This window comes from Bacteroides sp. OM05-10AA, from assembly GCF_003439055.1.
GTDB classification, from domain to species: domain Bacteria; phylum Bacteroidota; class Bacteroidia; order Bacteroidales; family Bacteroidaceae; genus Bacteroides; species Bacteroides intestinigallinarum.
Genome location: NZ_QSUR01000001.1, coordinates 355,332 through 371,083 on the forward strand (window position 1 = coordinate 355,332; position 15,752 = coordinate 371,083).

A 15,752-nucleotide genomic window follows, 5' to 3' on the forward strand; every position below is an offset into this window, starting at 1 on the left:
AATATTAATGTATATTGTTTATGAAATTTAGGCACGGATTACACGGATTTCACGGTTTTTAGAATTACGCTTTCTATAGAGCAACAGCGTAATCCGTGTAATCCGTGCCTGATAAATTTCCATTTAGTTAATTTTCGGTTTGAGCTCGTCAGGTGAATCTTTGGTATAAGATTTCACATCTCCCGCCACTTTGGTGAATAATGCCTGAATCAACTCCGGAGCTATCTTCTCTGTCGGACGGAAAGCATCCGAATTCATATAATCCAGTATTGCTTTGTGCATCTGTCGGGCAACGATTCGTTTTTCCGGTTGGGAAGTAATGTCCATACTGGTCATCATCAATTTACCGTTCAAGACCTTTGCTTCGAACAACATGCCGATTTTCCGGCTGATAAACCAGGTATCAATACTTTGAACCGTTGGCTGGAATGTTGCCGGGAAGTCGGTGAATTGCATCACCTGCGCTTTGTTCAGCAGTTCCCACCATTGAAGGTTACTATGATATTCGGTAGGGAATTCGCGGAAAAGAGGGTGATATTCATTCAGGAAAATACCGGTTGTGTGCGGCGGACGCATCTTAAACCAGGAAGTGTTCCAGAATACGGGAGTGAAGTATTGTTTGACTTCTTTGCCGTATTGTATCTTTCCGGCAGCCGTAATCAGCACATTTCCTCCGTCTTGCAACACTGCCAATGCCTTGGCATCCAAGGTGTCGGTGGTATATACTGTTCCTTGTACCAGTTCCACTTGTGCCGGATATACCCAGAAATCCCAGTCGTTTACGGCATCACTGCCTTCGATACGTACTTCCAGATTTAGTTTCTGCGGTGTATTGATTCCTTCCAGAGTCATATCTACACTACCCAGAGAATAAAGATTTCCAATGGGAATGTGATGGGTACCGACAGTTCCATGAGCATATATTTTTCCGAATTTATCCTTAATGGTATATACTGTTTTTGCACTTTTCAAGGGAGCAGCTCCGAAATGAGATACTTCAATGTCGGCATGGAATGTTTCATTGTTGGCATATACAAATTTAGGAATACGGGCCAAAGGTACGGTCGGACTGCAAAAGCGTCTGAACTGTTCTGCGTTGATATATCCTTTTTCTTCAAAGAACACGTCCAGTACACCGACTAATGCAGTTCCCTGGCCGGAATAATCATTGAGAGCCAGCAACTGGAATCCCGCATAGTCCGGAGTACGCAAGGTCTTTTCAATCTCATGTTTGTAGCAGAGTGCCTGCAATTTGCCCGAAGCTATCATAAAGTCGTGACTCTGGCTTCCCATGTGGTTATCGTTCAGAATATCCCGGAAGATTTCAAAGTTCTTCGCTTTGTTGACTCCGGTATATTTACGGATCTCATTGAAATTCGGGAATACGCACCATTGACCTGTTTCGTGTGATACATACGGTTGTTTCACCGTGTCGATTCTTGCACGATAATCCGATTCACTTTCCGGTTGCGCACCTGCCCAACTAAGTCCGCGTGCGCCGGCTTTCACATGATACTCATTGTGAGGTTGCCATTGCCAGCTGTTTCCAACGGAGGCTCCTGTGTATACACGACGCGGATCGGTTGCTTTCCAATAATCTACGAACTTGCTGACCCATGCCACCCAACGACCGGAAGGCTCATTGCCGCAAGCCAGCATGCAGTAAGAAGCGTAATTCCCATATTCCTTGGTCAGTGCAATGGTTTCGTCCATCAGGTATTTGTCAATCGGTTGTCCGTTACCCAGTCTCGGACCGTGGTTCGGCCAGCTCGGTCCTTCCGGTTGCAGATAGAAACCGACCAGATCGGCAGCGATGAAAGCTGCTTCCGGCGGACAGAAAGAGTGGAAGCGCATGTGATTCAGGCCATAGTTACGACAAATGCGGAACACCCGTTCCCAAGAAGCTACATCCATCGGCGCATAGCCTGTCAATGGGAAATCACAGTTTTCCACCGTACCGCGAAGCATCGTTTTGCGACCATTTACATAGAACCATTTCCCTTCTATCTTGAAATCACGCATACCAAACTGTACTTGTCGCGTGTCAGTTTGCTTGCCGTTGGTCAATTTTGCCGTCAGTTTATAAAGTGCCGGACTGAATTCATCCCACGTCAGAAACTCTTTTCCCATCGGAAGTTCCATTTCCACCGGATTATCTCCCGGACGGATGTTGAAACTTTGATGTACGGGAGCCACTTTGTGCTGAATGTCCGTGTTAAAGCTCTCGGCGGAAAGGGTGATCTCTCCCTTGGTGGAAGAAGCAGACTGTATATTCATGCGAACCAGCGCTTTCTGATTGCTCAAATTGGGATATACCTGAATGTCTTCTAAATGGACTTTGGGAGTAGCTTGTAATTCGATTCGTCCGACGATACCGTTCCAGTTACCTTGTGTCTGGTCAGTGATGCTGTGAGAATCTGGACCTACATTGATTTCTTTGATTCTATTATCGATACGGATGGTAATCAGGTACGTTTTTCCGGGGGTGGTTGCAGCAGTCAGGTCATAGACATGGGGAACACAAAGACTGTTTTGCATACCAAGCTCCTGCTGATTTACCCATACAGTAGTTTCGATGTGCGGACGTTCCAGAAAAAGAGTGATTCTTTCTCCTTTCCAGTCAGCCGGAATTGTCACTTTCTTTTGATACCAGGCCACACCTACATAATGTTTGTCGGGAGTCAGAAAGAAGGGTAGCTTTACTTGTCCCTCTATCCTGTATTTTTCCATATATGGGTTGAAGTAGTAAGAACTGTCGTAGAGGCTTCCGGTCCATTGGGTACGGACGGTCACTTCATCTCCTTTCAGTTTTTCGGGCATGGAGCCGGGCAGGTTGATAGAATCGTCGAGGGATTTTTTGAACCATTGTTCCTTGACGCCGGTATCTTCCCGGTCTATCCGGAAATTCCATTTGCCGGATAAGCTGAAAGAGTGATTTTGTCCCGCTACGGTCAGTATGGAGATAAATACGATAGCAATACTTACTAAAAGTCGTTTCATGATATATAGAGTTGATATGTTTTTCATTCTTTTTAAAATCTGCCGCTAAAGTAGAGCTTTTTAAGGGTTTAGTAAATAGAAAGATGTACAGATACATAGAATATTGTATCAAAATGGACTTATAAAAGCGTTCGTGTACAAAACTACATGGATTTGAAATATTGTCCATGCTCTTTATCTTTGAGGAGGGGCGGAGATGCCTTATCTTTGCAAGGTAAACTTTTTAATCTTAATAAGGAACCATGAAAAAAGTAGTAATCTGGATAGCTCTAAGTCTTTGGTCGGTGATGACAGTCTTTGCCGGTGAGACAGCTTACCTCTTTTCTTATTTTATCAATGACAGTAAAGACGGACTGCATTTAGCATATAGTTATGATGGATTGAACTGGCTGCCTTTACATGGCGGACGTTCTTATCTTACCCCTGCGGTTGGTAAAGATAAATTAATGCGTGACCCCAGCATTTGCCAGTCGCCGGACGGAACTTTTCACATGGTCTGGACTTCCAGTTGGACGGACCGGATTATCGGATATGCCTCTTCACGCGATTTGGTTCATTGGAGTGAGCAACAAGCAATCCCTGTGATGATGTACGAGTCGGATGCACATAACTGTTGGGCTCCCGAACTGTTTTATGATGAACCTTCACAAACCTATTATATCTTTTGGGCAACTACGATTCCCGGCCGTCACAAAGAAGTGGCTACCAGTGAAAGTGAGAAGGGACTGAATCATCGTATTTATTATGTAACAACGAAGAATTTTCGTACTTTTTCAAAGACGAAGATGTTCTTCAATCCAGATTTCAGTGTGATTGATGCCGCTATTGTGAAAGACCCGAAGCGGGAAGACCTGATAATGGTAGTCAAGAATGAAAATTCCAATCCGCCGGAAAAGAATTTGCGTGTGACGCGTACAAAGAAGATGGAAAAAGGATTCCCGACCAAAGTATCGGCACCTATTACAGGAAAATATTGGGCGGAAGGTCCGGCTCCTCTTTTTGTAGGTGATACGCTTTATGTCTATTTTGATAAATACCGTGACCATCGTTATGGAGCTGTTCGTTCTTTGGACTATGGTGAAACATGGGAAGATGTGTCCGATCAGGTCTTTTTTCCGAGGGGGATTCGTCATGGAACGGCGTTTGCAGTGGATGCCTCCATTGTGGAGTCACTGATTGCCGACCGGAACTATAATCCGCTTATTCCCGATAATCTGGCGGATCCGTCTGTCTCCAAATTTGGTGATACCTATTATCTTTATGGCACTACCGATCTGGATTACGGACTTGGACGTGCCGGAACTCCTGTCGTATGGAAATCGAAAGATTTTGTGAACTGGAGTTTCGAAGGTTCCCATATCAGCGGGTTCGACTGGTCGAAAGGATATGACTACACGAATGATAAAGGTGAAAAGAAAAAGGGCTATTTCCGGTATTGGGCGCCTGGAAAAGTGATTGAGCAGGACGGCAAGTTTTATTTATACGTTACGTTTGTGAAACCGGATGACAAGATGGGAACTTATGTGCTTGTAGCTGATCGCCCGGACGGTCCTTTCCATTTTACTGCGGGACAGGGGCTTTTGCCTCCCGGAGAAGAAGGAACAGATAGCCCCGCTGTCGTTGATGATATTGACGGAGAACCTTTTATTGATGACGACGGTTCAGGATATATCTTCTGGCGTCGCCGGAATGCGGGACGGCTTTCTGCGGACAGGCTTCATCTGGATGGTGAGCCGGTAACTCTGGCAACAGCCCGCCAGGGGTATTCCGAAGGTCCGGTGATGTTTAAGCGTAAAGGTATCTATTACTATATTTATACGTTGAGTGGTCATCAGAATTATGTCAATGCTTATATGATGAGCCGCGAGTCTCCTTTGACGGGTTTTGTAAAGCCGGAGGGGAACGACATTTTTTTATTCTCTTCTCCTGAAAATCAAGTGTGGGGACCGGGACATGGCAACGTGTTTTATGACGAGGGAACGGGTGAATATATTTTTCTCTATCTGGAATACGGAGATGGCGGAACTACCCGTCAAGTGTATGCTAACCGGATGGAATTTAATGACGATGGAACGATAAAGACATTAATCCCCGATATGCGTGGTGTAGGTTATCTGGCTGCTTCCCAAGAGACCCGGCCGAATCTGGCATTACAGTCGCATTTTTATGCTTCCAGTGAGAAATCTCCCCGTACTTCCGTGGTCAATATCGAAACGCAACCCAATCAACCGTTGCCGGAAAAAGGTTCGGTGAAGAGCTATACCCGCACGCATACTTATCAGGCTACCCATGTAGCTGACGAATCGAATGGAACCCGTTGGATGGCGGCTGATACGGATAGCAGTCCGTTTATTACAGTCGATTTAAAGGAAATCCGTAAGGTCGGGGAGTGCCAGTTCTATTTTACCCGTCCTACTGAAGGACATACCTGGCGATTGGAGAAGTCTATCGACGGAAAACATTGGCAGACATGTGCCGAACAAGGCAAAGTGCAAGTATGCTCTCCACACATTGCTAGGGAAATAGGAGAGACACGTTATCTCCGTCTTCATATTCACAGGGGAGATGCCGGTTTGTGGGAATGGAAAATATATGAATAACGTTTTATAACGCTAATAATCAATCGAATTTATGAAGTATATGGTAAAAAGTAAAATTCTGGCTACTTTCTGTGCCGGTCTATTAACCGTTTCTACCGGAATACAGGCAGCAGAGAGACTGGCAACCGGAACTCGACAGAAGCAAGCTCAAAAGACTGTAATTGAAACTTCTCCCTGGTTTGATGATAAAGACCTGACTTTGACGGGTGTCTATTATTATCCCGAACACTGGGATGAGAGCCAGTGGGAACGTGACTTCAAGAAAATGCATGAACTGGGATTTGAATTTACCCATTTTGCCGAGTTTGCCTGGGCGCAACTGGAACCGGAAGAGGGACGCTATGATTTTGCATGGTTGGACAGGGCTGTAGCTTTGGCAGCCAAGTATGATTTGAAAGTTATCATGTGTACTTCTACTGCCACTCCTCCTGTATGGATGAGCCGGAAATATCCCGAAATTCTATTGAAGAATGAGGATGGAACGATACTTGACCACGGTGCTCGCCAGCATGCTTCATTTGCTTCGCCTCTTTACAGGGAATTATCATACAAGATGATTGAAAAACTGGCGCAACATTATGGCAATGACTCCCGTATTATCGGATGGCAACTCGACAACGAACCTGCTGTACAGTTTGATTATAATCTGAAAGCAGAGCTTGCTTTCCGTGATTTTCTCCGTGCCAAATACAATAATGACATTCAATTTTTAAATAATGCATGGGGCACTGCTTTCTGGAGTGAGGCTTATTCGTCTTTTGATGAAATAACGCTTCCCAAGCGCGTACAGATGTTTATGAATCATCATCAAATTTTGGATTACCGCCGTTTTGCTGCATCACAAACCAATGATTTCCTGAACGAACAATGTCTGTTGATAAAGAAATATGCAAAGAACCAATGGGTGACTACGAATTATATACCGAATTATGATGAAGGTCACATCGGTGGTAGTCCCTCGCTTGATTTTCAAAGTTATACCCGTTATATGGTATATGGTGATAATGAGGGGATTGGTCGTCGAGGCTACCGGGTAGGTAATCCGTTGCGGATAGCCTGGGCAAATGACTTTTTCCGTCCGATACAGGGAACTTATGGTGTGATGGAATTACAGCCGGGACAGGTGAACTGGGGCAGTATTAATCCCCAACCTCTTCCGGGCGCAGTTCGTCTGTGGATGTGGAGTGTGTTTGCCGGTGGAAGTGATTTTATCTGCACCTATCGTTATCGCCAACCTCTTTACGGCACGGAACAATATCATTACGGAATTGTCGGCACGGACGGAGTGACTGTTACTCCCGGCGGAAGAGAATATGAGACATTTATAAAGGAGATTCGTGAACTTCGTAAACATAGCTCTTCCCGTGAAACCAAACCTGCCGATTACCTTGCCCGTCGTACTGCAATTCTTTTCAATCATGAAAATTCCTGGAGTATTGAGCGGCAGAAGCAGAATCGTACATGGGACACCTTTGCACACATCGAAAAGTACTATCGTACCCTAAAATCATTCGGAGCTCCTGTCGATTTTATATCAGAGACAAAGAATTTATCCGATTATCCGGTGGTCGTAATACCGGCTTATCAATTGGCTGATAAAGAACTGGTGGATAAATGGATTGCATACGTGAAGAATGGCGGAAATCTAATCTTAACCTGCCGTACGGCACAAAAGGATCGTTATGGCCGTCTTCCTGAAGCTCCTTTCGGTTCCATGATCGCTCCTTTGACAGGAAACGAAATGAACTTTTACGATTTACTTCTTCCTGAAGATCCCGGTACTGTAGTGATGAATGGAAAGGAGTATGCCTGGAATACATGGGGAGAAATACTGAATCCTCCCACTGATGCACAGGTCTGGGCTACTTATAAAAACGAATTCTATGAAGGAAGTCCGGCTGTCACTTTCCGTAAATTAGGAAAGGGAACAATCACTTATGTTGGAGTGGACAGTCATGATGGAGCATTGGAAAAAGATATATTGAAGAAACTATATGCACAACTGAATATCCCGGTGATGGATCTGCCTTATGGTGTGACAATGGAATACCGTAATGGATTGGGAATTGTTTTGAATTATTCGGATCGTCCTTATACATTCAACTTGCCGAAAGGGGGCAAGGTACTGATAGGAACTGCGGAAATTCCTACGGCAGGGGTATTGGTCTTTTCAATGTAACAATAAAAGGATATTTTTATCTTTGCAGGACTTGAATGAATTAAAAATAGAATCATACGATGAAGACGAACTTATTGAAATATATGGCAGGTATCTGCTTTGGTCTGTTGACAGTTTCTTTGGCTTTTGCCGGTGATAATTATAAGACGGTAAAGGTGAAAGCGCCTTTTCCCATGCAGCCTATTAAAATCTTTATTTATCCCGATAAAGACTTTCCGATAACGGATTACGGTGCACAACCGGGAGGTGAGGCGGATAATACAAAAGCCATTGCTGCTGCTATTGAAGCATGTAATCAAGCGGGAGGTGGACGTGTGGTTGTTCCGGCTGGTACATGGCTGACCGGGCCTATTCATTTCAAGAGTAATGTAAACCTCTGTTTGGAAGAGAATGCGGTTTTGAATTTCACGGATAATCCTTCTGATTATCTTCCAGCAGTGATGACTTCCTGGGAAGGCTTGGAATGTTATAACTATTCTCCTTTACTTTATGCTTTTGAATGTGAGAATGTGGCGATTACGGGTAAAGGAACTCTCCAGCCGAAAATGGATGCCTGGAGAGTTTGGTTCAAACGTCCCCAGCCTCATTTGGAAGCGTTGAAGGAGTTGTATACAAAAGCTTCGACTAATGTCCCTGTAATCGAACGTCAGATGGCAATAGGGGAGAATCATCTTCGTCCGCATCTGATTCATTTCAATCGTTGCAAGAATGTGCTGTTGGATGGATTTAAGATACGTGAAAGTCCGTTTTGGACCATTCACCTTTATATGTGTGATGGGGGAGTGGTACGTAATCTGGATGTGAAAGCTCATGGACATAATAACGATGGTATCGACTTTGAAATGAGTCGTAACTTTCTGGTGGAGGATTGTTCTTTCGATCAGGGGGATGATGCGGTAGTTATCAAGGCCGGACGCAATCAGGATGCCTGGAGATTGAATACTCCTTGTGAAAATATTGTTATCCGTCGTTGTCAAATTCTTAAAGGGCATACTTTGCTTGGCATCGGAAGTGAAATATCCGGAGGCATACGGAATATCTATATGCACGATTGCACGGCTCCTAATTCGGTAATGCGTCTTTTCTTCGTGAAGACCAATCATCGTCGGGGTGGATTTATAGAAAACGTTTACATGAAAAATGTACAGGCAGGCACGGCTCAACGGGTGCTTGAAATAGATACGGAAGTATTGTATCAATGGAAAGATCTAGTACCTACTTATGAGGAACGGATTACCCGTATTGATGGCATTTATATGGATAAGGTGACTTGTGAGTCGGCAGATGCCATCTATGAATTGAAGGGGAATGCCAAATTACCGGTTAAGAATGTAACGATTGAGAATGTGAAAGTAGGTGGGGTGAAAGAGTTTGTGAAGAAAGTGAATAATGTAGAGAATGTAGTGGAAAAGAATGTGACTTATGATAGGAAAGGGAAATAACCCTTTCCTGAAAGTAACAGAAAATTTCATGCTATAATTTTAGTATAATGTAGTATCTTAGCAGCAAAATTGAAAACTTTATGCTAAGATGAAGAAATCCTTTTATTTATTACTGCTAATCACTTTATATAGCAGTATCAGCTTTGCTCAAAGCCTGAAATCTATATCTATTTTAGGCGATTCGTATTCAACATTTGAAGGATACCTGCAACCCGATACCAATAGCATTTGGTATTATGTTTCTCCGCGGCAGCAAACGGATGTAACTTCCGTAAAGCAGACCTGGTGGCATAAATTCATCAAAGAGAATAACTACCGCCTTTGTGTCAACAACTCTTTTTCCGGTGCAACGATTTGTAATACCGGTTATAATCAGGCTGATTATTCGGATCGTTCTTTTATTACCCGTATGGATAAGCTGGGATGTCCGGATATCATCTTTATTTTCGGTGCAACGAATGATTGTTGGGCCGGCTCACCGCTTGGGGATTACAAGTATGAAGGGTGGACCAAGGAAGATTTATATACATTCCGTCCGGCCATGGCATATCTGCTCGACCACATGATTGATCGTTATCCTAATGTTGAGATCTATTTTCTGCTGAATTCAGGTTTAAAGGAAGAGTTTAACGAGTCGGTCAGAGCTATCTGTCATCACTATAATATTGATTGTATTGAACTGCATGATATTGATAAAAAGAGCGGTCATCCTTCGATAAAGGGGATGGAGCAGATTAGCGATCAGATTAAGATGTTTATGAAGAAGACGAAGTGAAAAAACAACGGAAATATAAGAAATGATATTGCCACTTGCTACTCTTTGATTAGGAATACTATTTCAAAGAGTGCCAAGTGGCAATAAGATTAGTTGTTTATCTTAATATCCCGGATTCTGTATTGCTTTCTTTTCTTCATTGCTTAGTGCAGAACCATTTGAATTGGTGATACCGTCCAAGAAGGCTTGGGGGATCGGGCGATAGTAATGTTTCTCCGATTTGAATTCGCCAAGACCTCTGCTGGCGCCATCGTTGAATTTATGCCAGCGGGCGTCTAACGTCTTGGTACGTGCCAGATCTTCCCAGCGTTGCAATTCGCCACAAAGCTCACGGGTACGTTCATTTAATAGGAAGCACATCATTTTGTCAGCATTGGATGTACAGCCCAGTTCGTTGTAGATAGGAGTGTCGACTGTAGAGTTATAAACATCTGCCACACTATTTAATTTCATTGTAGTTTTGGTAGAAGCAGTAGTCTCCTGTTCGATATTGTTTGACTCATAATAGGTGTTTTCTTCCCAGTAAATAGCACCTTCGGAGGAGTGACCACCTCCTTTCCCGGAACAATAAGGATTATTCTTATAGGCTTGTCCACCATCTATGTTTTTACTACGGTCTTCACCTGTTTTATAACCGGCACGTTCACGCAGTTTGTTCATCCATTCGACAGCTTTATCATAATTGGCTTCACCCTTACGAATATATGCTTCGGCAACCATTAGTACATCATCTGCCGAACGGGCGATGATAGCATCGCGAGTACCGAATTGCGATGCTATGGAAACACGATAACCATCACGGAATTTAGATAAAGCTACTGAACGCTTGTGAGGTATGATATCGTAATAATTACCTGTTTTCTCATTTATATTCCAGCTGTGTTCCTGTCCTTTGAAATAGCGTACATATGTATACGTGTTACACATTTTTCCATCTTTTAAAACAGTATATGCCGGAGCGTTGGAATATTTCTCATAGCGGTTGTCTCCCGGGTCATTAACGATGTATTTCATACCGAGTTCACCTCCACTGAAACGTTTGTCACCTTCTTTTACACCTGCCGGAGCGTATGGCATATCTTCTGCTGTCCAGGTGGGAGCACTTTTGGTTTCGTTGGCTCCATAACAGGTAATGAATGATTTCCAGAAACGAGAGTCATTGACACGGTCAAATACCTGCATGGTATACTCTGTGGCACTTACGTATGAGAATTCACGTCCTCCGGAGATGTCACGTTTACATCCACCTATATCATTACCTTGGTATACGGCCGGATAATAAAGATGCATCTGATTTCCATAACGTCCCCATGTTGATTCATCATTAGAGAATTGAGCTGCCAGAATCACTTCACTTACTTTTTCATTGGCTCCGTTCGGCTGTTCATAGTCCCAAAGTTCTACATAATCATTACACAATGGATGTGCGTCTACAACTTCCGAACCATATTGAATAACAGCATCGAGGTCGGATGCTACATAATTACTATTCCAATCGCTATACAATTCGGAGGCACGGAATAAATGTGCTTTTGCAAGGAAATGGGCAGCAGCATATTTGTTAATTCGTCCGATTGATTCACCTTTATCCGGAAGTAGTCTGTAGGCTTCTCCAAAATCAGCTATGACCTGTGTGTATATTTCTTCAGCAGAATTCCGTGTGAAGTATGTTTCCGCGCTTGTAGATGGAACTAATTTCAACGGCACACCACCAAATTGCTTCACTAATTCAAAATAAGCATAGGCTCTTAGAAAGTGTGCTTCTCCCAAGCGTGTGTTATATGTGGGTGAACTTTGGTTATAATATTGAGGTATGTTTTGGATCAATATGTTTGCGGGTTCAACCAGTCCGTAGTAATTGTCCCAGATAGGTTGGTTGGCGGCATTTTCAGATGAATTTAAATCTTGACTATAGTGATTCCATGCTGGAATAACATTATTAGCATCAGTAAATTCATCTACTCCCATGTTGTAGCACTGAATCCCCCATATATAGTTGAATTTGAATTTCAGTTTCTGATAGGCTCCAGTTACTAATTCATCAAGACCTTCTTGTGTCTTAAAGCGGTCGGTACTATATTGAGTTGTTAAATTCTCATCAAGGAAAGATTCACTGCACGAAGTGATCGAGCTTCCTGTTACGCTGGCCATTAAAGCAGCAAATAATATTCTATTTAATTTCATAATGTCTTTACTTTAATTTGTTTATTAGAATCCGATGTTGACACCTATTACAAAACTCTTCAAAGTGGTAGGTGAACCAAATGTCTTGGCATTATTGTCATAGTTTACCAAGTCTGTATCCAAAAAGTCACATGCCTTATAGATATTGAATGGATTCATGGCTTGAACATACAACTTCAGATTACTGATACCCAAGTTCTTTAATTGTTGTGGGGTAAAGTTATAACCCAATGAGATATTACGAACTTTGATGTACGAACCATCCTGATAGTTCATTGCGCTGTTAAAGGCATCGGCTCCTTCACCGTTGGAACCGGGTGAATAGTATTTTGCATTCTCATTGGTACCGGCTACCCAATAGTCTATTTTACGTTGCATATAGCGACCGTCAAGAGTAACAGCTCCCTGTGGAACAGTAAATCCCCAACGTGATAAAATAAAGAAGGATAGCTCAAAATTCTTATAGCTGAAAGTGTTACTCCATCCACCTGTCCAGCGTGGACGTGTATGCCCTACAATTTTCTTATCGTCATTGGCATCTATTGTATCGTCATTATTTAAATCTTTCACTTTGATTTGTCCCGGTTTACGTCCGTATTTGGCAGCTTCTTCAGCTTCTTCTGTTTTCCAGATGCCATCATATACCCAGTCGTAATAAACACCGATTTCCTCACCGACAAACCATTTGTTGTTCACATCTTCTGTTCTACCATTAGACAATTCGTCGATTCGGTTTCTATCCATTGACCATGTTAAAGTAGTGCTCCAAGAAAAATCTTTTGTTTGTATAGGTATTGCATTTACTTGTAGGTCAATTCCATATCCGGATGTTTTACCCACATTGGCATAAGTAGAAACATAGCCCGTTAGTGAAGGAATTGACATTTCCAGTAACAAATCATCAGTTTTCGTTTTGTATGCATCGATACTACCAGTAAGTCGGTTATTAAAGAAACCGTAGTCAACACCGACATCGTATTGTGTAGTTCTTTCCCAGCCTAGAGTTGGATTAGCCATTTTGGCGGGTTCCTTCTGTGAAGGATCTGAAGGTACATAGCCCAAAGATGACTCATTCTGTCCCCAGTTATAGTATAAGCCTGTGATAGCGCCTTTAGTTGCATATGCTTTGATTGCCGCATTACCTGTAACACCCATACCTATACGAAGTTTCAACTGATTCAGCCAACTGATGTCTTTCAGGAAATCTTCCTGATCCATTCTCCATGCGATAGCAGCAGAAGGGAAACTTGCCCATTTGTGCCCTTCGGCTAATTGAGAGGCGCCGTCCCAACGCATAGATGCTGTCAATAAGTATTTATCTTTATAACCATAGTTTAGGCGAATCATATAAGATGCCATTTGAGTTTCGGTCAGACCTGTGCCAAAAGAGTTTAGTGTACCCGCAGATCCTATATTATACCAAAGCTCATCCGATGAGGCTACATTAGTAGCTCTCATATCTCCCATCTCGTAATGGTAGGCCGAAGCGGATTGCATCAATGTCATGCCTAAATTATGTTGACCCAGGGCTTTGTTATAATAGATCAGGTTATCCAATGTCCATGCACGTTTTTGTTCGTTCTTGTATTGTGCACCATTGTTACCATCTCCATTAATACCATCTGCTGCATTAGCAACTCCTAAAGTGTAGAATTGGAATTCAGGGCCAAACTGAAGACGATAAGATAAGCCTTCCAGGGGTTTCCAGATTTTGCCGAAATCAATTTGCGAATACAAACTGGCAGAAGCACGGAAAGTGCGGCGTTGGTTGGTGTTGTAGTCTAATTCACGAATAGGGTTGATGATATTTACATCCCCACTCGGATAACGGACATATTCACCGTTTTCGTCATAAGGTACTGTCCATGGAATCATACTTCTTAATGCGCTATAGAAATCACCCGAACCGGTTACAGACTTGGAGAAACTATATCCATAGTCTTGAGTGGAATAAGATGCATTAATTGAAGATCCCATTTTGAACCAATTGACAGGAGTTACATCAAATGAGGTCTTTAATGTATAACGTTCATATGCTTGCCCTGGTTGTGTACCTTTCTGGTCCAAATAACCGAATGAGGCATAGCCTTGGAATTTGTCAGACCCTCCGGATGCGCTTAAGGTATGTTCGTGTGTAATCCCCGTCTGTTTACCGTGCGAAGCCCAGTCGTATGATCCTACTAAAGATGGATCGTAGACTCCATTTACCCATGCCTTTTCGATGTTTTTCCATGAAGCGGTTACGCTACCAAATGCAGCTTTATCTGCTTCATAAGTTGGAGTGGCAGAAGCATAAGAACCTGCATTATATTTAGCTAAGCGGGCATAATCCAACCATTCAGCGGCAGACATCATTTCTGTAACATCGTGTAACGTTTCAAAAGTGACAGTACCGGAATAGTTTAGGGTCACTTTACCTTCTTTTCCTTTTTTGGTAGTTACAAGAATCACACCGTTGGCACCACGTGAGCCATAAATAGCTGTGGCTGAAGCATCTTTTAAAATGTCAATAGCTTCAATGTCGGAAGGATTGATATTTTCAATGCCTCCATTTTGAATTACCATACCGTCTACCACATACAGTGGACCCTGTTCCGCATTAATAGAGCGTTGTCCACGGATATTAATGTTGCCCACCTCTCCGGGACGCTGACTGGATGTAATATCTACACCGGCTGTTTTACCTTGCATCCCTTCTAGCGCATTTCTTACAGGCATTGCTTTCAGTTCTTTTTCACCTACGCGAGCCATAGCACCGGTTACGTCACTTTTTTTCTGTACTCCATAGCCTACAACTACTACTTCGTCTAAGGTCTCGGTATCTTCTTGAAGAGTAATTTTAAAGTTGGTATTTCCTGCTACGGATACTTCTTGTTTTTTATATCCTATATAAGTGATAGTGATTGTACCTTTTATTGGCACATTGGAAAGAGAAAACTTGCCATTTAAATCAGTAATTGTACCATTAGTAGTACCATTAACCAATACACTGGCACCAATAACCGGTTCTCCGGTGAAATCTGTAACTGTGCCCGAAATTGTCTTATTCTGGGCATAAGATTCTACTATTAAAAAAGAAAACAAAGTGAGGAGAAATAGCCGTCGGATAGTATCCTTATAGGCGTACAGGTGATTACCTTTTTTGTTGCTTTTCATACTTTAATTATTAAGTTATAAATATTGGTTTATAGATCCTTTATTGTTGATTTATCTTTTTATCTTCTAATGAAGACTCTTTGTTTCTTTTTATATGGATATTCCTGTAACGTAGTACTTTATAGAGGTTTAGTAGTATAATATATTGTATGATATTAATATATTTACATAGCATATTTATTATAGAGTTAAACAAAAGTTAGATTCTCTTTTTAAACATAACTTCCTGCGCATCAAACGACTACATGCAGCTAGCAATCAATTGAGGATAGGATTTGAACAATTAGCACCATTAATATCTTTTTTACCTATTATGAGTTATCCGGTATGCGAATCTTTTTTCGTTCCACTATAGTTATCTTTGCGTTTGACTATAGTTATCCGCAAGGGTAACTATAGTGTACTTTGCGGATAAC

General features: G+C 42.4%; 7 protein-coding genes. 4 read left to right on the forward strand and 3 right to left on the reverse strand.

The window, feature by feature from the left end; genetic code table 11:
* Positions 1–123: 123 nt before the first annotated feature.
* Positions 124–3,000 (reverse strand): sugar-binding domain-containing protein, encoded by a 2,877-nt coding sequence (locus DXB58_RS01180; protein WP_122135636.1) that lies wholly within the window; start codon positions 2,998–3,000, stop codon positions 124–126.
* Between the two features lie 242 nt (positions 3,001–3,242).
* Here DXB58_RS01180 and DXB58_RS01185 point away from each other — a divergent pair, with 242 nt between their 5' ends.
* The 4 genes from DXB58_RS01185 to DXB58_RS01200 all read left to right on the forward strand — a co-directional run bounded on the left by DXB58_RS01185 (position 3,243) and on the right by DXB58_RS01200 (position 9,996).
* Entirely contained in the window at positions 3,243–5,600 is a 2,358-nt protein-coding gene (locus DXB58_RS01185; protein ID WP_199487899.1) for a family 43 glycosylhydrolase, read from the forward strand.
* A gap of 31 nt (positions 5,601–5,631) precedes the next feature.
* Positions 5,632–7,779 (forward strand): beta-galactosidase, encoded by a 2,148-nt coding sequence (locus tag DXB58_RS01190; protein WP_122135637.1) that lies wholly within the window; start codon positions 5,632–5,634, stop codon positions 7,777–7,779.
* A gap of 59 nt (positions 7,780–7,838) precedes the next feature.
* On the forward strand, positions 7,839–9,221 hold the full coding sequence (locus DXB58_RS01195; protein WP_199487898.1) for a glycoside hydrolase family 28 protein: 1,383 nt from the start codon (positions 7,839–7,841) through the stop codon (positions 9,219–9,221).
* 88 nt (positions 9,222–9,309) lie between these two features.
* Positions 9,310–9,996 carry an SGNH/GDSL hydrolase family protein gene (locus DXB58_RS01200; RefSeq protein ID WP_009000444.1) on the forward strand — a complete coding sequence of 229 codons (687 nt, stop codon included), beginning with the start codon at positions 9,310–9,312 and terminating at the stop codon, positions 9,994–9,996.
* A gap of 102 nt (positions 9,997–10,098) precedes the next feature.
* On the opposite strand, the gene DXB58_RS01205 is transcribed toward DXB58_RS01200, so the two are convergent.
* The gene (locus DXB58_RS01205) at positions 10,099–12,180 is read right to left on the reverse strand and encodes a RagB/SusD family nutrient uptake outer membrane protein (protein WP_122135638.1); all 2,082 of its coding nucleotides are present in this window, start codon (positions 12,178–12,180) and stop codon (positions 10,099–10,101) included.
* A gap of 24 nt (positions 12,181–12,204) precedes the next feature.
* Positions 12,205–15,336 carry a TonB-dependent receptor gene (locus DXB58_RS01210; protein ID WP_122135639.1) on the reverse strand — a complete coding sequence of 1,044 codons (3,132 nt, stop codon included), beginning with the start codon at positions 15,334–15,336 and terminating at the stop codon, positions 12,205–12,207.
* Positions 15,337–15,752: the final 416 nt, after the last annotated feature.